The sequence below is a fragment of the Pseudomonas sp. Pseusp49 genome, from assembly GCF_059491875.1.
Genome location: NZ_CP168514.1, coordinates 4,613,917 through 4,638,087 on the forward strand (window position 1 = coordinate 4,613,917; position 24,171 = coordinate 4,638,087).

The 24,171-nt window shown below is 60.1% G+C and carries 12 protein-coding genes; 8 read left to right on the top strand and 4 right to left on the bottom strand.

The annotated features are described in order from the left end of the window. Positions 1-171: 171 nt before the first annotated feature. Positions 172-618 carry a hypothetical protein gene (locus ACEN83_RS20600; RefSeq protein WP_116581296.1) on the bottom strand — a complete coding sequence of 149 codons (447 nt, stop codon included), beginning with the start codon at positions 616-618 and terminating at the stop codon, positions 172-174. 164 nt (positions 619-782) lie between these two features. Then, entirely contained in the window at positions 783-1,742 is a 960-nt protein-coding gene (locus ACEN83_RS20605) for a LysR family transcriptional regulator (protein WP_495578255.1), read from the bottom strand. Positions 1,743-1,895: 153 nt separating this feature from the next. On the opposite strand from ACEN83_RS20605, the gene ACEN83_RS20610 reads away from it, so the two are divergent. From ACEN83_RS20610 to ACEN83_RS20640, 7 genes are all read left to right on the top strand, one after another. Then, a complete protein-coding gene (locus tag ACEN83_RS20610) occupies positions 1,896-3,932 on the top strand; it encodes an alkyl/aryl-sulfatase (RefSeq protein ID WP_495578256.1) in 2,037 nt (678 codons plus the stop codon). A 239-nt stretch (positions 3,933-4,171) separates the two neighbouring features. Further along, positions 4,172-5,440 (top strand): OmpP1/FadL family transporter, encoded by a 1,269-nt coding sequence (locus tag ACEN83_RS20615; RefSeq protein ID WP_495578257.1) that lies wholly within the window; start codon positions 4,172-4,174, stop codon positions 5,438-5,440. A 47-nt stretch (positions 5,441-5,487) separates the two neighbouring features. Next, positions 5,488-6,165, top strand: a complete 678-nt coding sequence (locus ACEN83_RS20620; RefSeq protein ID WP_218483398.1) for a DUF3313 domain-containing protein — start codon at positions 5,488-5,490, stop codon at positions 6,163-6,165. Between the two features lie 65 nt (positions 6,166-6,230). Further along, positions 6,231-6,659 (top strand): hypothetical protein, encoded by a 429-nt coding sequence (locus ACEN83_RS20625; protein ID WP_116581291.1) that lies wholly within the window; start codon positions 6,231-6,233, stop codon positions 6,657-6,659. Positions 6,660-6,673: 14 nt separating this feature from the next. Then, positions 6,674-7,132 (top strand): glycine zipper 2TM domain-containing protein, encoded by a 459-nt coding sequence (locus ACEN83_RS20630; RefSeq protein ID WP_495578258.1) that lies wholly within the window; start codon positions 6,674-6,676, stop codon positions 7,130-7,132. A gap of 783 nt (positions 7,133-7,915) precedes the next feature. Next, complete coding sequence (locus ACEN83_RS20635) at positions 7,916-8,698, top strand: PaaX family transcriptional regulator C-terminal domain-containing protein (RefSeq protein ID WP_495578259.1); 783 nt, start codon at positions 7,916-7,918, stop codon at positions 8,696-8,698. A gap of 56 nt (positions 8,699-8,754) precedes the next feature. Beyond that, a complete protein-coding gene (locus ACEN83_RS20640; RefSeq protein ID WP_495578260.1) occupies positions 8,755-9,744 on the top strand; it encodes a fatty acid desaturase family protein in 990 nt (329 codons plus the stop codon). A 25-nt stretch (positions 9,745-9,769) separates the two neighbouring features. On the opposite strand, the gene ACEN83_RS20645 is transcribed toward ACEN83_RS20640, so the two are convergent. After that, the gene (locus ACEN83_RS20645; protein WP_495578261.1) at positions 9,770-10,345 is read right to left on the bottom strand and encodes a hypothetical protein; all 576 of its coding nucleotides are present in this window, start codon (positions 10,343-10,345) and stop codon (positions 9,770-9,772) included. Between the two features lie 183 nt (positions 10,346-10,528). After that, positions 10,529-21,760, bottom strand: a complete 11,232-nt coding sequence (locus tag ACEN83_RS20650; RefSeq protein ID WP_495578262.1) for a peroxidase family protein — start codon at positions 21,758-21,760, stop codon at positions 10,529-10,531. Positions 21,761-22,432: 672 nt separating this feature from the next. On the opposite strand from ACEN83_RS20650, the gene ACEN83_RS20655 reads away from it, so the two are divergent. After that, positions 22,433-24,169, top strand: coding sequence for a type I secretion system permease/ATPase (locus tag ACEN83_RS20655; RefSeq protein WP_495578263.1), 1,737 nt, complete (start codon positions 22,433-22,435; stop codon positions 24,167-24,169). The last annotated feature ends 2 nt before the right edge of the window (positions 24,170-24,171 follow it).

Below are 24,171 nucleotides of genomic sequence, written 5' to 3' on the forward strand. Positions count from 1 at the left end.
ATCCGTCACGGGTGCGGCTTTCTTAAATATGTTGAGCTTTGACCGCAATGGCGATTGGCTCCAGTCCTATGCATACCCAGTGCTCAGCCCTACCACTAACCGGATGGTGAGTATAGACGCGCATTTACAAGGTGTCGGCCGCAAGGCCGCCCCTCCTTGGATCACCTCATTTCATCGCTTTGCCTGCGCAACATCGCCGCAGAAAATATCGACGCTGCCGTCTTCGGGTGATGTCCGCACGACGACGGAATATTTTCCGGAAAGCAACTCTGACGTTGCGATCGGCGCATTGCGGTAAAAACTCCAGCCATTGGACCCGGCTTCATTTTTTGTATTGACCTTATCGTTCATTGCATAGGCGACAGGTCCGGGTTGCTGACAGCTGCCTTTGTTGATGAAGGTGTAAATGCGCGGCGGCAGGAGGGTTCCGGTCGGAACGCCAGTGATATAGAAATCAAAATTGGTCTGGTTGCCTTCGGCTGTCAGTGTGGCGTTGCCCGTCTGGCCCGCATTTCTGTGGGTGGCAGCCAGAGGCAGATTCATTGAATGATTTGAAGCCGTGCTGCAACCGAAGAGACCTGCCATGAGTAGCGCGAGTGGAACGATGCGGGCATTCATAATAACCTCCGAAAGTGGAAGAAGTGCATGGGGGAACATTGGGTATAGCTCATTAATAAATGGGCTGTACCTCAATAAATCCGCATTGGACAACTTCGCACCTGTCACCCGGTGATCAGGCAAAAAAATAGAAGAAACGCTGACAGTGTCATCTGTCCTTGCTTTCACGCCCCCATGATCTTGACCAACAGACTTTCGCGCTGGCAAACGTCGGCCTCCACGGCCCTCACTTCTTGCATGAACACCTCTACCGCGGGTGGCAGCGAACGCTCCTTTAGGTAAATGAAGCCGTACCGGGTACGCAGTGCGAGGTCCTGAACGGGTAACGGCGCGATTTCACCCGCCGACAATTCGCGCTCGAACGTCGACAGATTCCCCAGTGCCAGGGCGTTGCTGTTCTCGACGAACTTCACGATTTGCATGGGGACATCAATTTCAATGGCCGGTACGAAGTCTCCGGTCAGCGCATCATAGGCACCGGCGCAGCCCAGCGTTGCCGGAAGCAAGTGGGTCGCCAACCGCAAGGGAATGCGCGAAGCCACCCAGGGGTAATCGAGTGTTTGTGCCAGCGTCAGAGGACGGTCTTGCCCAAGCAGCGGATGGTCCGGGCGACAGAACAGGCGGCCTTCATGCTCCCCCAACAGCTCGCAGGTGAGTTCTTCCCGGCCTTGCAAGGTGCTGATTTCAGCGATGCCAAGATCCACCACGCCGGTTGTGACCTGGTGAGCCACCTCGCGCCACCCGGCCACATGGGCCGTCACCCTGATTTGCGGATGCCGGGCATGCATCCGCGCGATGCCGGCGTAGCCGCTGATGATGCTGGGGTAAGGACCGAAAGCGACTTTCAGTGCGCCGATATCCCCGCCCGCCAGCAAGGCGATGTCACGCCGCAGATCCTGCTCCGCCACTAACAGGCGCCGACTCTTCTCCCGCAGCAAATGGCCAAATGCAGTCAATACCACACCGTCGGTGCGTCGATCGAACAACGTGACCCCGAGTTCGCGTTCCAGCATCTGGATGCTTTTACTCAGCGCCGGTTGGGAAACACCCAGAGCCTTGGCGGCCCGGCCAAAGTGTGCGTGCTCGATCAATGCCAAAAACTGACGTAGACGGTTCGGCGTCATTTCATAACCTTTATGTTATCGAAAACATTTAAAACGGAATTTTTAGGAATCAGACCAATATGCTATTCATGGTTCGACGGGTCAAGCCGAGAACGCAGAACGCTTGCGTTGCCTTGACGCCCCTGGACATTTCATCTGGCGCAGGAACCTTTCATGTACAACAAGACCCTCCATCTGGCACTGGCGATCACACTTGGCGGTGGCATCAGCCCTTGCGTTTTCGCTGCCGATGCAAACGGCGCAGCTTCCGATCCGGCTCCATCGCAAAACGTGCACTTCGACAGCAAAGGCAAGGCGCCTTCGTCCTACACGGTCGACATGCAGAACACTGTGCGCAAGACACTCCCCTTTGCCGACAAGCGCGACCTTGAAGAAGCGAAAAAAGGCTTTATCGCCGCACCGCCCTACAAGAAGATCATGGCCGACGCCGGGAACGTCGCGTGGAACATGGGGAGCTACAACTTCCTGAATGAAGGCAAGGATTACGACAGCATCAATCCGTCGCTGCAGCGTCAGGCGGTGCTCAACACGGCCTATGGCCTCTATGAAGTCGTTCCGGAAAGGATTTACCAGGTGCGCGGGTTTGACCTGGCCAATATCACGTTCATCAAGGGCGACACCGGCTGGATTGTCTTCGACACGCTGCTGTCGAAGGAAACCGCCAGGGCCGCCCTGGACTTCATCAACGAAAAACTGGGCAAGCGCCCGGTCGTGGCGGTGGTGATCTCCCACTCCCATGCCGATCACTTTGGCGGAATCCGCGGCGTGGTCGACGAGGCCGATGTCCGCAGCGGCAAGATCCCGCTGATTGCGCCGCAAGGCTTCATGGAGCATGCCGTGGCTGAAAACGTCTACGCCGGCAACGCCATGAACCGGCGGGCGTTCTTGCAATATGGCTTGCTGTTGCCCCACAGCCCGTACGGTCATGTCGACATGGCCATTGGTAAAAATGCTTCGATTGGCAACATGGGGTTGATCGAGCCCAACCGATACATTGCCAAAGATTTCGAAAGCCTGACCATCGACGGTATCGAAATGGAGTTCCAGAGCACGCCGGGCACTGAAGCGCCTGCGGAGATGAATACCTGGTTCCCACAGTTCAAGGCGTTCTGGGCCGCCGAAAACATCACCGGCACCATCCATAACATCTATACCCTGCGCGGCGCCCTCGTCCGCGACCCGCTGGTCTGGTCGAAGAACATCAACAATGCCCTGTATCGCTACGGTCAAACGGCAGACGTCATGTTCGCCTCCCACAGCTGGCCACGCTGGGGCAACGAGCGGATTCAGGATGTGATGCGCGCGCAACGCGACGCCTACGCCAACCTGAACAACGCCGTGCTGCATGCCGCCAACCAGGGCGTCACCATCAACGAGATTCAAAACGTCTACAAGTTGCCCGAAAGCCTGAAAAACAACTGGGCGACCCATAGCTACCACGGCTCGGAAGAGCACAACAGTCGTGCGGTGATCAACCGCTACCTGGGTTACTGGGATGCCAATCCGGCGACGCTGATGCCGCTATCGCCAAAGGACTCGGCCCCGCTCTACGTGGAAATGATGGGAGGCGCCGACAAGATCATGACCAAGGGGCAATCCTTGTTCGATCAGGGCAAGTACCGCGAAGCCTATGAAATCCTCAACAAGCTGGTGTATGCCGAACCGCAGAACAGCAAGGCCAAGGACTTGCTCGCGGATGTCTATGAGCAAGTCGGTTATCAGAAGGAAAGTGCCGGCGTGCGCAACAGTTTCCTTTCGGCAGCCTATGAACTGCGCCATGGCATGCCCAAGGGCTTGCCGCCAAAAACCGGCGGCCCCGACATGATTCGCGGCATGAGCACCGAGTTATGGCTCGAATACCTGGGCATTGCCCTCGATGGCAGCAAAGTCGCGGATCAACACTTCATCTTCAATCTCAAGACGCCCGATAACGGCGAGCAGTTCGTGGTGGAGTTGAGCAACTCGACATTGACCAATATCAAGGGGCAACAAGCCAGCAATGCCGACCTCACCATCACCCTTGACCGTGCTGATCTGGAAGGCGTGATGGCGCGCAAGACCGGATTTGAGCAACTCGTCGCAACCGGCAAGGCCACCTTCGAAGGCAACCGCAAACCGTTCGAAATGTTGATGGCGGCAATCACCCCGTTTACCCCGACCTTTGAATTACTGCCAGGCACCCTCCAGTAATCCACCAGGACTGCGCTTCATCCTGCCCGGGGATGAAGCGCTTTGGCGTTCAACTTCGCGACCCTGAATAAACAATAACGAGCCTGGATGGCGCTATTCACAAGTTGTTCCTTCCAATATCGAGAATATGAACTACCACTTATGTGTGCCCCCACCAGGCCACTTGAACGTAACTCAGGTTTTTCGACGTTCGTTAATTCACCCTTATTCGAAAATGCACATTTGCCGGGATCTGATCCATGCAAACCAGAACAGGTGCACTGCCTGCCTTTACGCTACTTGCCTTGTGCAGCCAGCAAGCAAACGCCGGCGGCATCATGCTTTACGAAATCGGCACCGATAACGCCGGCCTGGCCAATGCCGGAGCCTCCGCCCGGGCCCAGGGCCCTTCCACTATCGCCAGCAATCCGGCGGGCCTGAGTTACTTGCCGGGAACACAGATCACCGCGGGCTTGCAGGTGCTTTACGGCAACCTCAAGTTCGATCGCGATGCCGACACCAACGTGCCGGGCAGCGGCAGCGGCAATGCCCTCGACCCGATCCCCGGCGGCAGTTTTTTCATCAGCCATGAACTGGACGATCACTGGAGCGTCGGCTTCGGCCAATACGCCGATTTCGGCCTGGCGGTCAATTACGACAACGACTGGTCCGGGCGCTACTTCGCACAGAACGCCAGCCTCGGTGGTTTGTCGTTGGTGCCGAGCGTGGCTTATCGCTTCAACGAGCAATGGTCGGTGGGTCTGGGGGTCAAGGCCATGTACGGCATGCTGCAAGCCCAGACCGCGATTGACCGCTCGCCGTTCGGTTTTACCGACCGCACAGACGGCCAATTCAAGTACAAGGACCAGGATTGGGGTTTCGGTGCGAATGTCGGCGTCATCTACGCCCCGCAAGCCGGCACACGCATTGGCCTGACCTACACCAGCCAGGTCGATCTGGACTTCGAGGACCGGCTGGACGTGAATGGCGATGGCCGACTGCTCGAGCGCGTCAACAACACCAAGACCGAACTCGACATGAAGGTGCCGCAAACCGTCACCCTGAGCCTGTTCCAGCAACTGGACCGGCAATGGGCCTTGCTCGCTTCGCTCAACTGGCAGGACTGGTCAGAGTTCGGCGACATTGCGGTGCAGGTCGACACCACCGCGGCTGGCTCCCAATCGACCACGGTCGACGCACATTTCAAGGATACCTGGCATCTGTCGCTCGGCGCGCAATACCAGGCCACCGAGCAATGGTTGTGGAACGTCGGCGTGGCGTACGACAGCAGCGCCGTGTCGGACCACAACCGCACCGTGACCGTACCGATGGCCGAGTCCTGGCGCCTTGCGACAGGAGCCACCTATGCGCTGGACAAGGACACCGACGTCAACCTCAGCTGGGCCATGATCTGGATTGGCGACATGCCGGTTGACCAGACCAGAAACGTTTCGGGCAATCGAATTTCCGGTCAATTCGACAGCGCCTGGATTCAAGCCGTGACCGGAAACATGACCTGGCGCTTTTGAGTGTCTTGCCACACCAAAGCGACTTCATCCGAGGAGCACACAGCATCATGAATCTGTCCCGAAACCTGCTTTTCGGTGCCGCCGTGGCCGGGCTTCTGCTCGGCGGTTGCACCTCCAAAGTCACTGAACAGACGCAGTACTCCGGCTACCTGTCCAACTACGACAATCTGCAGGAGGTCACCACGCCCAGCGGCGGTACGGCGATGCGCTGGGTGAGCCCATCGTGGAACCCCAATGCCTATGACACGGTAGCGTTCGAGCGACTGGAACTGTATCCGGCGCCCAAGCCCAATGAGCGGGTCAACCAGCAGACACTCGATGACATCCGGGACTACATGAGCAACAGGGTCAAGGCGACGCTGGGGCAGAAATACCGGATGGTCCACCACACGAGTGCCGCGCCAAAAGGTTCGAAACCCTTGATCCTGCGCGCCGCGATTACCGGCGTGAGCGCCTCCAACGAAGGCATGAAATGGTATGAAGTGGTGCCCATCGCCGCTGTCGTCGGGGCGACACAGGCGGCTACCGGTCACCGCGATCAGGACACCGAGCTGTATATCGAGGCCGAGCTCATCGACGCGAGAGACAACCAGACTGTGGTCAGGGTCGTGCGCAAGGTGTTCGGCAAGCAACTGTCCAACGAAACCCAGAAAATCACCGCCCAGGACTTCAAGGCGGCGATCGACAAGTTGAACGTCGATCTCTGGGCATTCATCCGCAGTTGAATCCCTGATTCAACCCGCCAACCGATGTTGGCGGCTGAATCGCTCCCGGAAGAGGAATGGCTGATATGGCTTCCCATGCATTGCTTCGACTCACACATTTGCACAGACCTTTAATCGCCGCAGCGCTCATCGCCAGCGCGCTTGCGTTAAGCGCTTGCGCAACGGTGGATGCCCAGACGACCGCCTACGTCGGGGTCGAGCACCCTGCTCCGACCCTGCCCGCCGAAGTCCAGATATTACGCACGGAACCGACGCGACCCAGTGTGCGTTTGGGCGAAATCCTGATTGATGCCAGCGTCGACCCGGCACCGCCCATCACCCAGGTCGAACAGAAACTGCGTGAAGAAGGCGCCAAGCTGGGTGCAGACGCGGTGGTGGTGGTTTACGACCGGATCCAACCCGTCGCCGCCTACGTGACCGGTCCTCTGTGGAACCGCGACATCGATACGATCCAGGGTCGCAAGCTCAAAGGCATTGCCATCAAATACCAATGACGAGGTGTACAGCTATGAAAGCAATCATGTCCTGGCTGACGGTCACGTTGGCGACGGTCTTGATCAGTGCCTGTTCCGCCGTGGGGTCGAACGATGGCGGCGCCGGTGAAATGGAGATTCGCTCGGGCAAGATCGAGCAGATATCGCTGACGCAGATGCAGACCAATCATGACAGTGGTGTCGGCGCCGTACTCGGGGGCCTTGGCGGCCTCGGTATCGGCAGCCTGATCGGCAGTGGCACCGGGCGCGACGTCGCGATGGTTGCCGGCGCACTCGCCGGTGCGGTGGGCGGTAACTATGCAGAGAAGAAAAAGTATGACCAGCCGGTAGCGGCGCAACAGGTCATCGTGCGGGTGAAAAGTGGCGTGCTGGTATCGGTGACCCAGCCGATCAATCCAGCCCTGAGCAAAGGCATGAACGTTTACATCGAAGGCTCGGGGAATAATGCTCGGGTGCTGCCACAAGGTGGGTAGTGGCCACGCCTGGAGCGGTAAACCGCCGTTGATCAGGCAGCCCAAGGTATCTTCGCTGGCAAACCAGGTCCCACAGAGAACGCGGATTCACCCTCGTTTGGTGAGCGACGCAAAACCCTGTGGCAGCCGGCCTGCCGGCGAAGGCGTTTTCCAGGCCGGCGCCTGACGTGAGGCGGTCTTCGCTGGCAAGCCAGCTCCCACAAATAACGCGGATTCACCCTCGTTTGGTGAGCGACGCAAAACCCTGTGGCAGCCGGCCTGCCGGCGAAGGCGTTTTCCAGGCCGGCGTTTGACGTGAGGCGATCTTCGCTGGCAAGCCAGCTCCCACAGAGAACGTGGATTCACCCTCGTTTTGTGAGCGACGCAAAACCCTGTGGCAGCCGGCTTGCCGGCGAAGGCGTTTTCCAGGCCGGCGCCTGACGCGAGGCCGTCTTCGCTGGCAAGCCAGCTCCCACAAATAACGCGGATTCACCCTCGTTTTGTGAGCGACGCAAATCCCTGTGGCAGCCGGCCTGCCGGCGAAGGCGTTTTCCAGGCCGGTGCGTGACCCGAGGCCGTCTTCGCTGGCAAGCCAGCTCCCACAGAGAACGCGGATTCACCCTCGTTTTGTGAGCGACGCAAATCCCTGTGGGAGCCGGCTTGCCGGCGAAGGCGTTTTCCAGACCGGTGCATGACATAAGGCCGTCACCCTGATCATTACACCAAAAATGAATTAACTTACTATTGTGTAATATTACACATCACGATAGATTTATTCAGAACCTGTAATGACCTGGAAAGACAATGAAACCTTGCGTAAAAAGCCTGGTGCTCGAACTGCTGGTCGCTAAAAACGGCGCCCCTCTGCAGGTCAGGGAAGCCATCGTAGCCTGCGAGCTATTCGGCATCAGCGAAAACAACGTCCGGGTCACCTTGGCGCGCCTCACTATCGAAGCGTTGCTGGAAGGTGCGGGCCGAGGCAGTTATCAGCTGGGGCCGCAGGCCAGGGACATCTCGGCGCAGTTGTTCGAGTGGCGCAACGTGGAGCAGCATCTGCGGCCGTGGGACGGCAGTTATCTGATGGTGGCGTGCAACGCCCTGGGGCGCAGTGATCGCAACATCTTGCGCCAGCGTGAACGGGCCCTGCACATGCTGGGTTTCGCGGAGCTGGACAAAGACCTGTACGTACGCCCGAACAATATCTCGCCTGATATCGAGTCGTTGCGTCGACGTTTGATCGAACTCGGCCTGGAACCGGCCGCACTGGTTTTCCAGGCCCAGGGCTTCGAAGAGGCGCAGGCGCAGCGAATACAAAACCTGTGGAAGGGTGAGTTGCTCGACGACAGCTACCGCCGCCATTGCGAGCAATTGGAAAGCTGGACACTGCGCGCCGGGCAACTGAAGCCGGACATGGCCGCACGCGAGTCTTTCATCCTCGGTCGCGAAGGCATCCGCCAGATCGTCTTCGATCCCCTGCTACCGGAACCTATGGTCGATGTGGCGCTGCGCACAGAGTTCTTTGCCTGCACCCAGCGATTCGTGGATCGCGGCCACCAAATCTGGCGCACCTTTCTGCAACACCCCTGAAGACTCAACTGACTCATCACCCGTGCCGTTCCAGGCCCTTGATGTCGAGGATAGACATGCATAACAAAACCAAAATCAGCGATATTCTCAGCCGCGACGAAATCAAATCCTTCAGCGAACGCTCAGACCTCTGGGGTGCCTGGGCGGTGGTGTCTACCTGGGGCGTGTTGGCCTTGGCCTTTACAAGCCTGGCCTGGGCCCGCGAATTCTTGCCCTGGTGGGGATTCAGTCCCGCTCTGATCGTGGGTGTCGTGATTATTGCCGGACGCCAGTTGTGCCTTGGCATTTTGCAGCACGACGCCGCGCACGGAACATTGTTCAAGAGCAAATGGTGCAATGACGTACTGGTCGATTGGGTGTGCGCCCGGCCGATCTGGAACGAGCTGCGCAAATATCGTCCCTATCACCTGACTCATCACGCCAAGACCTCATCCGTCGACGATCCCGATCTCTGCCTGGTTGCCGGATTGCCTGCGACGCGCCGCTCCATGATGCGCAAGTGCCTGCGTGATCTTTCAGGCATTACCGGGCTCAAGTTCCTGGCGGGACGCGTGCTGATGGATGCCGGCGTGCTGCAGTGGTCGCTCACCAGCGATATCCGCCGCCTGCCACAGGCAGGTCGTCGCTGGTGGGATTACCCACGGACCTTTTTCAGAAACGCCAGCGGAATGCTGCTCACCAACGGCCTGCTCCTTGCCGCATTCTGGATCAGTGGACAGGCGTGGTTGTACGGCGTGTGGGTGCTGGCCTATGTCACGCCGTTCCCGTTGTTCATCCGCATTCGTTCCATGGCGGAACATGCCTGCCTGGAACCAGACACGGACGTCCTTCGCAATACGCGAACCACACAGGCCGGTTTGATCGCCCGCGCTTGCGTGGCGCCTATCCGGGTCAACTTCCACATCGAGCACCATCTGATGGCATCGGTGCCGTATTTTCGCCTGCCGAAGTTGCATGCTCTTTTGCGGCAACGCGGCATCGTGCCGCCACCACCCACTTACTGGCAGGTGCTCAAGCGTGTGAGCCAGCGAGCTCACTCCGTCTGATGGATGAACGCTGTTCGCCCCAGACTCAAAAGCCGAAATACACAAAAGCCGTAGCTGCCGCCATACCCCAGGCGAGCAACGCCATGACCGTTGAATTTTGCGGTAATCCGGATTCGCTCAATCGCTGAAAACCGGGCCTCGCAACACCGGCCTGTACGTAATAACCCTGCCTGATTGCCCGGTAGGTTTGCCGCAGGCCGACCAACAGAAACAGGGTGATCAGGCCAAGGGCAAGTCCTCGCCTGATGGCCGGTTCAGCCAAGGCTGCAAGGTGATCCTGCTCGCAGGCAACGCTATTGAGTTGCACAACGGTAATTCGTTGATAGTCCGTCACAGAGCGCTTTTGCCCCACCTGCATCGCCGCCTGTTGCTCCAGATCCAGCACCTGATACTTCCAGAGTGTTGACGATCCTTCTCGGCAGAAGGTAAACGCGGCAGGACTTGATACGGAGATAATGCAAGCGTCGTTGATATCCAGTTTTTCCAGCGTTTCCATGGCTGATCTGGTGAAGTCCAGGTCGAAGACCGAAGCGGCCCCGGTAGCAGAAGCCGCGACGGAAACCAGTAGGCTGCTCAAGATGCAGATGGCTGAAATGTTCACGGCCAGGTTTCCCCTTTACCATTTTTTTGATTTCGCAGCTCGGTTCCAGCCTGCTTTGTTGAGCTCCAGTACGCTGCTGGCACCCCGACTCACGATGGGTCATCGAGTGGAAAAAAAAAGGGAGGGCATCCATTGCCCTCCCCTCCGTGGTCCACGCTCCTTGCGACAGTGTTTGTCAGAACATCAAGAGGCCAGAATGAAGTCTGCGGCCGAGATGGTGTTCGGGTCTCCCACACCTACCAGGGTGATGGAACCGGCTCCGAAGGTGAGCAACGTATCCGCTCCTTGGTCGAAGACGTTGACACTGCTGTTGAACGTCGCAGCCGTGATGCCGACCCCGACGAAGTTGAGCAGATCCTGGCCACCCGCCGCGTTGGCATCGAAGCCGATGATCCGATCGTTGCCGAAGGCCGGTCCGAACACGAAGACATCGTCGCCAGCGCTGGCATTCATCGTGTCGTTGCCGGCACCACCCGTCATAGCGTCGTTGCCGGCACCGCCATCGAGGATGTCGTTGCCTGCACCGCCCAGCAAGGTGTCGCCGCCGTCGCCGCCGGTGAGGGTGTCATTACCCACCCCGCCGGTGATGACGTTATTCGACGCGTTGCCGGTGCCGACGAAGTTGCCGACGCCGGTGAAGATCATGTGCTCGACGTTGGCACCCAGGGTGTAGCTGTTGAGTGTCGTCTGCACTGAGTCCTCACCCTCACCCGCCACCTCGGTCACCAGATCCCCGGTTGAATTGACGTTGAAGGTATCGCCGCCGACGCCACCGACCATCCGGTCATTGCCCGCACCGCCAATGAGGAAGTCGTTGCCGGTTGCACCGAGCAAGGTGTCGTTGCCGTCACCGCCGTTGAGCGTGTCATTACCGGCTCCAGCGGTAATGATGTTGTTCAACGCGTTGCCGTTGCCGGTGAAGTTGCCGACGCCGGTGAAGATCATGTGCTCGACGTTGGCTCCCAGGGTGTAGCTGTTGAGTGTCGTCTGTACGGAGTCCGCACCCTCACCCGCCACCTCGGTCACCAGATCCCCGGTTGAGTCGACGCGGAAGGTGTCGTTACCGACGCCACCGACCATCCGGTCATTGCCCGCACCACCATTGAGGAAGTCGTTGCCGGCTCCACCGAGCAAGGTGTCGTTGCCGTCAGCACCGCTGAGGGTGTCATTACCTACCCCGCCGGTGATGATGTTGCCCAGCTCGTTGCCGTTGCCGGTGAAGTTGCCGGTTCCGGTGAAGATCATGTGCTCGACGTTGGCACCCAATGTGTAGCTGTTGAGTGTCGTCTGTACGGAGTCCGCACCCTCACCCGCCGTCTCGACCACCTGGTCTCCGCTCGAATCGACGCGGAAGGTGTCGTTGCCGGCGCCACCGACCATCCGGTCATTGCCCGCACCGCCAGAGAGGAGGTCGTTGCCGGCGCCACCGATCAGTGTGTCGTTGCCGTCACCGCCGTTGAGGGTGTCATTGGCCGTCCCACCGGTCATGATGTTGTTCAACGCGTTGCCGTTGCCGGTGAAGTTGGCGGTGCCGAGATAGATCATGTGCTCCACGTTGGCGCCCAGTGTGTAGCTGTTGAGTGTCGTCTGTACGGAATCCGCACCCTCACCCGTCAACTCGATCAGCACATCGCCGACTGAATCGACGCGGTAGGTGTCGTTGCCGACACCGCCGAGCATCTGGTCATTACCCGCACCACCGTTAAGGAAGTCATTGCCTTCCTCGCCATTGAGGAAGTCGTTGCCGTCCCCGCCGCTGAGAGAGTCGTCGCCAAGGCCGCCAAACAACTGGTCGACACCACCCAGGCCATTGAGCGTATCGTTCCCGCCCAAGCCAAACAGCACATCGCTACCTGCGGTACCGTTGAGGGTGTTCGCCAGGGCGTCACCCGTTTGCACCGCACCCAGCAGCACGACCAGCGCCGTCGCCGCAGAGGTCACCGACTCCAGCGTGCCGAAGCCATCGGTATAGCGTGCGATCACCCGCAGTTGCTGGTTGATCTGCGCCGCACCCGGGGTGAAAGTCGCGTTGGTCGCGCCGGCGATATTGGTGAAGGTAGTCCCGGTACCTTGCTGCCACTGGTAGCTGAAGGTGCCCACCCCGTCCGGATCGACAATCCCGGCCGTCTGTGCGGTCAGCACCTGCCCTTGGGTCGGTGTGGTATCGCTGATCAGCAACGCGCCTGTCGGTGCATCGTTGACGTTGACCACCGGTGCCGTGGCATCGGACGCAACGCTTTCGGCGACGCCGAAGTCATCGACGTAACTGACCACCACCCGCACCTGATTACCGACCTGAGCCTGGGTAAGCGTGAGCGTGCTACCGGTGGCCCCGGCGATGTTGACGAAGTTGACGCCGTTGGTCACCTGCCACTGGAAGGTGAACTGCGGATTGCTCAGACCATCGACATCGATGATGGTCGACGGGTCAGCGGTCAACACCTGATTCTGCGTCGCAAGGCCAGTAACGGTCGGCCCGGCAGTCGGTGCGTTGTTCGCCGACGAACTGACGAACTCCAGCGTACCCTTGGCATCCTGATACACCGCCCGAACACGGATGTTCAGACCGGCGACATCATCCGCCACCAGATAGGTGGCACCGATCGCCCGCGATACCTCACCGGCGGCGACAAAGGTGATGTCTTCATAGACACCCGAGCCCGCAACGTTTTCGACCTGCCAGTAGTAAGCCACCGGACCGGTAACCGCGCCAGTCAGATTGCCCGCACCCACGTTGTCCAGGTCGCGGATCGACTGATCGCTGACGCGCAACAACTGGCCGGCGACAGGCGTATCCTCACGCGCACCGGTGGCATTATCAAGGATCGCCAGACGCCCCACAGGCCCGCTGTTCAAGGCGGTGCCAACGCCTGACGCCTGCGCCTGGTCAGCGAACTGCAGGCGCTCGATGCCGGTCAGGCGATCGACGCCATCACGGCCCGCCACCAGGTCAGTCACGATGACAGCATTGCCATCGACTGTGACGGTGTACTCCGATGCATTACCGGAGAACACTGCGGTGTCGAAGCTGTCAGTGCCGCTCAGAATCTCCCGCACGATGACCAACTGGCCCGGGTTGTAAGTACCGTTCAGCATTGCCTGGACCATCGGCTCCATGCTGTTGAAGCTGGCGATTTCCGCGCCAGTGCCATCAGCGTTCGCCCGTACGCTGATGCGCACGTTCAGCCACTTGTCACCATCAATGATGTCGTCACCACCGCGACCTTCGATGAGGTCGCTGCCGCTGCCGCCAAGGATGATGTTGCCGCCGTCGAAGAACGTCGCTCCGGCTGCCAGCAGATCAGACAGACCGTTGATCAGGCTGATGTTGGTCAGCACACTGCCGGTTGCACCCGCGGTAGGCAGCGAAGTTGCATCTTCGTTGTCACCGCGCAGGAAGTCACCGTGAGACGACCCCGACAGACCTTCCATGATGTCGAACCGCACCAGCGCCGAAGCACCTGAACCCGGCACCGGTGGCACATCGAAGAAGCGATCGCTGTAATCGATGGTCACGCCTTGGGCGAGATCCTTGAAGGTTGCCCAGTCATAGCCGGAGCCGCCGATATAGCGGTCACCCATGCCGAGACTGCCGACCATGATGTCGTCACCGCCTTCGCCGTTGAACTTGTCGTTCTCGTTACCGCCGACGAATACATCGTGGCCGATTACAGGGTCGTTGCCGAGCGGGTCGAAGTTGTCGCCAGGTGCACCGTCCGAGGTGCCCTTCTCGATCCAGTCGTCGCCTTCGTTACCCATGTCCTGTTCGTTGGCCTTGCTGCCCAGGATGAAGTCGTTGCCCTGGCCACCAATGGCTTCGGAGGCGTCCTCACCAGTGACGATGAAGTCGTTGCCGAACCCGCCGATGATCAGGTTGACGCCGTTGCCTCCATGCAGCACGTCGTTGCCGTCGCCACCCTGGATGTTATCGTCGCCACCGGTGTCAGTGATGATGTCGTCGCCGGTACCACCACGCAGTTGGTCGTTGCCGTCACCGCCATCGATGCGATCGTTGCCGCCATCGCCCCAGACCGTGTCATCACCTTCACTGGAGATGAGGATGTCGTCGTTATCGGTGCCACCCAGCACGATGTGCTCGGCACCGTTGTAGCGGATGTAGTTGGTGTCTGCCCCCACGGTCAGCGGGTTGTCGCGGAACACCACCTGCTCGCCGTTCGGGCCGAGCGGATCAACGGAGACCAGGCCTTCGTTGAATTGCTTGCCCTGGTCCACTTCCAGGTAGAACCCCGGATCCGAGAACACCAGGCCCGGCAAGTGCGTGGCCGAGGAGTTGGCCATGATCAGCTTGGCGAACGAGTTGCTTTCGAGTTCGGCATTCATCGACAGGCCAGAGGTGCGCTCCAGGTAGTAGAAGCGATCGCCGTCCTGCAGTTTTTCCAACTGGTTCTCGAACACGAAGTTGAAGGTCGAGCCGAGCATGCCGCCGAACGGAGTTTTCTGTTCGGCCAGGCCGCCAATCCACATATCGATGGCATCGACGCCTGTGATCGTCACCCCCTTCAGGTCATCGGCAGTACCCAGCACTCCATCCCTGCCAGGCAGCGTCACGTTGGCCCAGGCACCGCTGCCGTTGAGGAAGTCCAGGCGGTCAGCCGGTGCACCCGCACCACCGAAGACCAGCGCCAGCGCTGCAGCGCGTTTGCCTTCCAGCGTGGTCGCCGCCGTGATCGTGTCATGCGTGCCATAGGCGGCGATGAAGTTGATCAACGACTCCGGATGCTTGAGGTGCTGCACCAGGTCGACCCAGCTGTTGTACGGCTTGAGTTGGGTGTCACCGGTTTGACTGTAGATGTCGCGGCGGAAGGCGTTGAGTGAAGGAATCCCCACGTCGCGGCCACGGGCGATGTTGAGCGCCGGCAGGTCGAGCGGCAGGCCGAGCAGGTTGTTGCGCAGCGCCTCGGTGACGAACTCGTCGATTTCGTTACCGGCTTGCCGTGTTACCCCGCGTATGATTGCACTGGTTGCATCCTCTGGCGATACGCCACTGGCGGCGTACGCCAGCGGGTTGAGGAACGCCGCGATCAAGCCCATTTGCTGATCGGGGTTGGCACTGGCGGGATCACCTATCACATTGAAGTCGATATCGTAACGATCGACGGTCTCGGTCAGCATCGAGTGGCCAAACCGGTACACGGTGTGGGCGAACTCGGCAACGATCGAGGCATCGAGGTCGACGTCATAGACCTGGGTCGGTGCGAAGAACAGGTCGATGTTAGGCTGGATGGTCCGCGCAAACTCCTCGAACACCAGGTGCTGATACTGCATCTCGGTGCCGAACTTGGCAGCCTGGAACAAGCGCTCGCCATTCCACTGCAGCGCATCGAACTCGGCCTGGGTGGCAGGCAATGCGGTCACCGGATTGAGCAGCCACTCATTGAGGAAGGCCACGTCACCCGAATCGAGCACGGTGTCCTTGGTCTGCTGGACCAGGCGGTTGTGCTCGGAGTGGAAGATCGCATGCACTGCAGTCAGGCCGATGTTCTCGTTGACCCGACCGTCGCCGGCGATGTAGTGAGCATCGAGCAGTTCGTTGTCGTAGGTCAGGTTGTTGCCGCCTGGGCCAACAGGCTGCGCATTGCCGACATCGGTGTCAGCGTCCGCCTGCAGAACGCCACCGACAACGACCGGAGTGGCGTTGTGCGCGATGTCGTTAAGGAAGGCATGCCCCGTGCGCACTGCGTTCACGAGGCTGACCGGACTGGCCGGATTGCCTTCGACAAGCGTAGTGACGTCATCGGCGGTGCCGGCAATGCCGTCTACCCCGTTGTTGACCCGAATGACAATCTGCGGGAAGCCGTTCGGCCCCTTGAGGAAATTGCCATAGGCGTCAGTCGCCAGCAGCGGGCCGCTGTCGATATCGGCGTCGGTCAGGTTGATACCGAGAATGTCACGGGCCTGCGCCTTGACCACCTTCCAGGTGGCCATGCCACCGATTTCAACGTCGTCAGCGGTACCAAAGGTACCATCCGCTCCCAGGTCACGGTTAGTGATCAACCGGCCTGTCGCGACAGGGCCGTCGGCGGTCAGTTCATATCCGCGCAGGAACACCTGATGCGACGGGTGAGAACTGTAGGTCTGGTTCTGGTCCACGAACGGCGTGGTGGTGTTGGTGTGCTCATGGATGTCGTCGGCGGTGCCGAGAACGCCATCAGGCCCTGGCTGATTGGTCGCGCGGGTCAGGACCATGAAGTTGGTCGGGCTACCTGGGACAAACAGTGGATCATCCGGCTGAAGCGGAATGAAGACAGTGCCCGAGCCACCTTTGGTCACCAGGTCCAGGCCATGGTCGAAGAACTGCCCGAAGAAAGTCATCCAGGCGTTGAACGGAGCTGACAGCCCCGCATCCGCCGCAGTGTTCTCGAACAGGTACACGTCGTGATCATCGGCAGTACCGAACTGACCGTCCAGGCCGGGGCTGGCGACTATCTGTACGCCATCCTTGAGCACGTCGTCGTTACCCACCGCGCCGAAGTTGAGCACTCCGTCCACGCCCGGATCGTATGCCGTGGCATAGGCCGCCGGGTTGTTCGACGTCTGGTCGACGATCAGGTTACTGATGGTGCGCGGCTGCGAGTCAATCACAAGGCCGCCGTTGCTCGCATACGTCGTTCCCCCTTCCGCCGGATTGAAGACCGGATCGCTCAACCGCGGAAAGACGTTGTCGGCAGCACCAAACTCGGTGTGATTATTGCCGTTGAGGTTCAGCAGGTTGTTGTTCGACCCGTCGACCGCCCGCAGGCCCAATGGCGCACGGATGTTCGGGATCAGCGAGAGGATGTCCTGACCGGACGCTTCAGCCTCGGCAATCTTGATCTGGTCAAGAATGAAGTTGAGGTCGGAGCGGACCATGTGCAGGCCTGCGCCACCGGCGGTTGCATCCACGACCGGTACTGGCGCCGTCGGTACGACCGGTGTGCCCGGAGCCACCACGGAGGTCGGCTGCGAGAACATCATTTCAGTGGTGCCATGGGCATCCTGGTAGATCGCCTTGACCCGCAACGACAGCCCGGCAAGGTCGGGAGAGACCTTGAACGAGGTGCCATCGGCACTCTGGAACGCCAGGTCACCGGCCGGCAACAGGATGATGTCCTCGAAAACGCCACTGCCCGGAGTTGCCTCGAACTGCCAGTAGTAGGACACGGAGCTGTTGATCAAGCCCAGCGGATTACCCGCCGTGATGTTGTCGGCATCGCGCAGCCCGGCCACGCTGACAGTCAGCGTGTCGCCCACGACGATCGCGCCGCCGTTGCCATCGGTGATAGTCGGACTGCCAGTCGGTTGGGCATTGAGCCCGTCCACCAGCACTTGCTGGTTATCGGAGAACTGCAGGCGTTCGATATGCAGCAGGGTATCGGCGCCGTCACGGCCCGCTACGCTGTCTGTCACGGTATAGACGTCGTCCGCCAGATCGGCGGTGCCGCGATCGTCGACGGTCACCGTGTACTCGCTCTGAAGCCCGGAGTAAATGGCCGTGTCGAAGGCCGCCCCGCCGGTCGAAGTACCGGGCAGGATTTCCCGCACGGCCTTGAGCTGACCGGGGTTGAAGGTACCGTCCAGCATGAACGGGATCATATCGACCATGCTGTCGAAGGAAGCGACTTCGGGACCGGTATGGTTGACGTCGCCAGGGGCATAAACGGCAATCCTGACGTTGATCCATTTGTCGCCGTCGATCAGGTCATCGCCACCGCGACCTTCGATCAGGTCACTGCCATCGCCGCCGAGGATGATGTTGCCAGTGGCAAAGCCGGTGACCGGCAAGCCGGCATCGGCCAGGAACTGGTCCAGTCCGCGGATCAACGCCACATTGGTCAGCGCACTGCCCGTGGCACCACCGTGGTTGACGATTGTGACTGCATCAACATCATCGCCTTTGAGCACATCGCCGAAACTCGAACCGGACAAGCCTTCGACCTCGGCAAACCGGTCAAGAATCGAGGCCGGCGAGGCGCCGACCGGATTGAACACCCCGGCGTTCTGGTTTGGTGCATTGCCGTGTGGCTGCGCCAGCGCGGCCAGGCTCAGGTCAACGGTCACGCCGACCTTGTCGTTCTTGTAGGTGACCCAGTCGAAGCCGGACATGCCGTCCATCTTGTCCTGGGCATCGCTGCCGACAAAGATGTCATCGCCACCCTCGCCGATCATTTCGTCGAAGCCACCGCCGCCGACAAAGATATCGTTGCCGATCACATCGTCAGTGAGCAACGGCGAGAAGTTATCGCCAGGTGCTCCGTCCTGGGTGCCCTTCTCGATCCAGTCATCACCTGCGTTGCCGGTAGGAGGCAAGTTGGTCTTGGCACCGAGGATGAAGTCGTCACCCTGGCCACCGAAGGTGGTGGTGATGTCTTCGGTGGTGATGATGAAGTCCTGGCCATCGCCCCCCAGGATCAGGTTGCCCAATGCAAGCATGCTGCCGGCCACGATCACATCGTTACCGGCATTACCTTCCAGGCGGTTGTCGCCGAAGGAGTCGCTGATGATGTCATCGCCATCGCCGCCCAGCACCGCATCGTTCCCCGCACCGCCTTCGAGGCGGTCGTTCCCGGCATCGCCGTAAACGGTGTCATCGCCGTCACCGGAGATGATGATGTCATTGCCGGCGGTGCCGCCCATGACAACATGGTCTTCACCGGTGTACTGCAGATAATTGGTGTCCGGACCGACGGTGTCGGGGTTGTCGCGAATCACCAGCGGTACGACTTCCACGCCGTTGATCATGATGCCGCCTGTCGGATCATCGCGGCCGGCTACACCCAGGCCGGTGAACTGATGGGTCTGATCCACCTCGAGGGTGAACGTCGGCGTCAGGAACACGGTGTTCGACAGGTGGGTGACATCGCTATTGAGCATGATCAGCTTGGCAAAGGAGTTGTTCTCAAGCTCAGTGCCGAAGTTCAGGCCCGCGGTACGCGACAGGTAGTAGAAGCGGTCGCCGTTCTGCAACGCTTCCATCTGGGTTTCAAACACGAAGTTGAACGTCGATCCGAGCATGCCGCCGAACGGCATCTTCTGTTCGGCAAGACCGCCGACCCAGAAGTCGATGTCGTCGACGCCTGTGACCGTCACACCTGTCTGGTCATCTGCTGTTCCCAGTATCCCATCCTTGCCGGCCGTCGTTACGTTGGCATAGGCACCGGTGCTGTTGAGGAAGTCCAGGCGGTCAGCCGGCGAACCCGCACCACCGAGTACCAGCGCCAAGGCTGCAGCGCGTTTGTCTGCCAGCGTGGTCGCCGCCGTGATCGTGCTATGCGTGCCAAAGGCCGCGATGAAGTTGACCAGTGACTCGGGGTGCTTGAGGCTGTCCGCCAGGTCAGCCCAACTGATGTAGGGCTTGAGCTGGCTGTCACCGGTTGATGCATAGAACTCACGCCGCGCTTCATTCAAGGTGGGAATGCCAGTGTCGCGACCACGCGCCAGGTTCAGGGCCGGCAAATCGAGCGGCAGGCCAAGCAGGTTGTTGCGCAACGCTTCGGTGACGAACTCATCGATCTCGTTGCCGACCTGGCGGGTCACACCGCGAATGATCGCCCCTGCCGCCTCGTCCGCAGTCACCCCGCTACCGGCGAACGCCAGCGGGTTGAGGAAGGCCGCGATCAGCCCCAGTTGCGAGTCCGGGTTGGCCGGGTTAGTGAGCAGTGGATTGAATGCGGGGTCGAAGCGATCGACGGTCTCGGTCAACATCGAGTGGCCGAAGCGGTACACCACGTGGGCAAACTCGGCGAGGATTGCCGGGTTGATCGAGGTGTCATAGCCGTTGGGCGCAAGGAATTCGTCGACCTGTGGCTGAACGGTGCGCGCGAACTCTTCGAACACCAGGTGCTGGTACTGCATCTCGGTGCCGAACTTGGCGGCCTGGAACAGGCGTTCGCCGTCCCACACCAGCGCCGCGATCTCGGCGGGTGTAGTCGGTATCGCGGTCACGTCGTCAGCCAGCCACTCATTGAGGAAGGCCAGGTCGCCGGAGGCAAGGATGGTGTCCTTGGACTGCTGGACCAGGCGGTTGTGCTCGGAGTGGAACACATGGTGCACGGTGGTCAGGCCGATGTTCTCGTTGACCCGACCGTCGCCGGCGATGTAGTGGGCGTCGAGCAATTCGTTGTCATAGGTCAGGTTGTTGCCGGTCGGGCCAACGGGCTGCGCATTGCCGACAGCGATGTCGGCATCCGCCTGCAGGACCCCGCCGACGACGACCGGCGCGGCATTGTGGGCGATGTCGTCGAGGAAGGCATGTCCGGTGCTCACGGCGTTGGCCAGGCTGATCGGGGCAGCCCGGTTGCCTTCGACCAGTTGAGTGACGTCATCAGCCGTCCCGGCGATGCCGTCGGCTCCGTTGCTGATGCGAATCACCACTTGCGGCATGCCGTTCGGCCCACGGATGAAGTTGCCGTAAGCATCGGTTGCCAGCAGCGGAACATTGTGTACATCGGCGTCAGTCAGGTCGATGCCGAGTATGTCACGGGCCTGTGCCTTGACCACCTTCCAGGTCGCCATGCCATCACCGGCGCCATCATCGGCAGTGCCGAATACGCCGTCGGCGCCGAGATCGCGGTTGGTAATCAAGCGTCCTGTTGCAACAGGATCGCCTGCGGCATTGAGCACGTACTCACGCAGGAACACCTGATGCGACGGGTGCGAACTGTAGGTCTGGCTCTGGTCCACGAACGGCGAAGTGGTGTTGGGCTGGCCATCATCGGCCGTGCCGATTACTCCGTCCGCGCCAGCCGTACGCACGGCACGGGACAGCACCATGAAGTTGGTCGGGCTGCCCGGTACGAACAATGGATCGTCCGGCTGCAGCGGAATAAACACGACGTCGGTAGCGCTCTTGGTGACCAGGTCGAGACCGTGGTCGAAGAACTGACCGAAGAAGGTCATCCACGAGTTGAAACTGGCGGTCAGGCCGACGTCTGGCGAGACGTTGGGCATGAAGAACACGTCCTTGTCATCGGCCGTGCCAAACACCCCATCCAGACCAGGGCTGGAGACTATCTGTACGCCATCCTTGAGTACGTCGTCATTACCCGCCGTGCCGAAGTTGAGCACACCGTCCAGGCCCGGGTCGAAAGCTGCGGCATAGGCCGCCGGGTTGTTGGCGGTCTGGTCGACGACCAGGTTACTGATAATCCGTGGTTGCGGGTCGATCACCGTCCCGGTCCCGGCGTATGCCGGCGATAGAAAGGAAGGATCAAGCAGGCGCGGGAAGGCGTTGTCCGAGGCGCCAAATTCACTCTGGCCGGTGACCAGGTTATTGAAGCTGCCATCGACGGTACGCAGGCCGAATGGCACCTGACTGTTGGGAAGCAAATCACTGAGGCTGGCGCCGTCGGCATTCGCTTCTGCGATGAAGATTTGCTTGAGGATGAACTCCAGGTCCGACTTGTTGAAATTGGCCATTTTGGATTGCCCTCGATCTGTCTGGGTAAAGGCGCGGGACGAGAAGGTCCATCCGCGCCAAGTCACGTGCTGGCTTGTGCAGTTTGTTGGTCTTGTTTTCTAGCGAGAGAGCTGGCGTTACCCGGGACCCGGGATACGCGCCTGGAATTCGCGTAGTGGATGGCTCGCCGAACGGTCAGGCAGAGCGAGTACGCGCCCTGGGCGGGCCATGGAAACAGGAGGTAAAGGCAAACTGGCTGGAAAGCCCCTTCACTCTGCAAAAGAACGCAATGATCGACATGCTCTGCTCCTTCCGGGAAATCACCGCACCTTGCGTTGCCAAAACGATGACAAGCTTCAGGCGGGTGGGCCCCCCGATAACTAAGACTAAAGTTCCATAGCAAATCTTTGTCAATATTACGTCGTTAAAACAGACGACTGGTGCTTGGTGATCACAACTAGCTGTTTTTAAAAGACATATAGAAAGTTGAGTGCAGGTATAGAGCGAAATGTTATTTCGGAGTGTTACGGCGCGACCTACGCTCCTGCATAAGGGAGCAACGCAGAGATTTCGGAAGACTCGCCATCCACAGAGCGACCAGCCTGCGCGTGCATAAGTCGTTTAAGGGACTACATTTACTGTTAGCTGTTGCGCCCCAAGGGCAACCGCCTTTTCGAAGTGGGAGGATCACCATGCCCAAGCAGTCGAGCATCCGTTCCGAACTTTCCGACGCCCTTTTTCGCATGCGCCGCAGCTTTTACATGCTGGCGGCGTTCAGCGGCGTCATAAACGTCATGATGTTGACGCCAGCCGTTTATATGCTGCAGGTTTATGATCGAGCCCTGGTCAGTCGCAACGTCACGACGCTGACGATGCTGACTGTGCTGGTGGTGGGTCTTTTCCTGCTGATGTCCACCCTGGAGATGGTCCGCACCAAGGTGCTGATCCGGGTCGGCAACTGTCTCGACATGGAACTCAACCGACGCATTTTCAACGCGGCATTCGAACGCAACCTGAGCCGCGCCGGGGGCAATCCGGCCCAGGCCCTGCAAGACCTCTCCCAGGTTCGTCAGTTCGTCACCGGCAATTCCCTGTTCGCGTTCTTCGATGCACCGTGGACGCCGATCTACCTGTTGGTCGCCTATCTGATCCACCCGCTGCTCGGACTGCTCACGCTGGTCGGCTCCCTGATTCTGATGGGCCTGGCTTATCTCACTGAAAAGGCGACGCAGAAACCGCTGGCCGAAGCCAATCAGGCCGCCATGTCCTCCGCCCAATATGCCAACAACAACCTGCGCAATGCCGAGGTCATCGAGGCCATGGGCATGTTGCCTTCGATCAGCAAGCGCTGGTTCCAAAGCCATTTGCGCATTCTGGAAATGCAGACCCTGGCCTCCGACCGCGCCGCCTTGATCAGCAGCACCGGGCGCTTCGTGCGTATCACGCTGCAATCACTGATCCTCGGCGCCGGCGCACTGCTGGCGATCGAAGGCAAGATCACCCCGGGGATGATGATTGCCTGTTCGATCCTCACCGGCCGTGCACTGGGTCCGGTGGAACAAGTCATCGCCTCGTGGAAGCAACTGCTCGGTTGCCGCTCGGCCTGGGCCCGGCTCAACGAAATGCTGCACGACTATCCACGCCGGCCACCGAGCATGTCGCTGCAGCGGCCGCAGGGCATGCTGGCGGTGGAAAATGTGTATGCCGGTGCCCCTGGTACCACCAACACGATTCTGCGCGGTGTGGGCTTCAGCCTGGTCCCCGGTGAAAGCCTTGGCATCATCGGCCCGTCCGCCTCGGGCAAATCCACCCTCGCCCGCCTGCTGGTCGGAGTCTGGCCGGCGCAGGCCGGCAAGGTGCGCCTGGACGGCGCGGACATATTCACCTGGAACAAAGGCGAACTGGGCCCCTGGCTCGGCTACCTGCCACAGGACGTCGAGCTGTTCGAAGGCAACATCGCCGACAACATTGCGCGCTTTGGCGAAGTGGACAGCGAAGCGGTCATCCGCGCCGCCAAGATCACTGGGGTGCACGAGATGATCCTGCGTTTTCCGCAGGGTTATGACACCCGCCTGGGCACCGATGGCAGCCCGCTTTCCGGTGGCCAGAAGCAGCGCATTGCCTTGGCCCGCGCACTGTATGGCGAGCCCAATCTGATCGTGCTGGATGAGCCGAACGCCAACCTCGATGACATCGGCGAAAAGGCCCTGGTCGATGCGCTGGCCGAACTCAAGGGTCGTGGCGCCACCGTGGTCCTGATTTCCCACCGTCCCAACGTACTCTGCGCCGTCGACAAGGTGCTGATGCTGCGTGACGGCGGCGTGCAGATGCTCGGCACGCGCGATGAAGTATTCGCAGCGCTGCGCAAGGCCAGTGTGATGCCTGCAGGCGCCTCGACTCCGCTGGCCTCCGTCAAAGCACGGGAGTGACC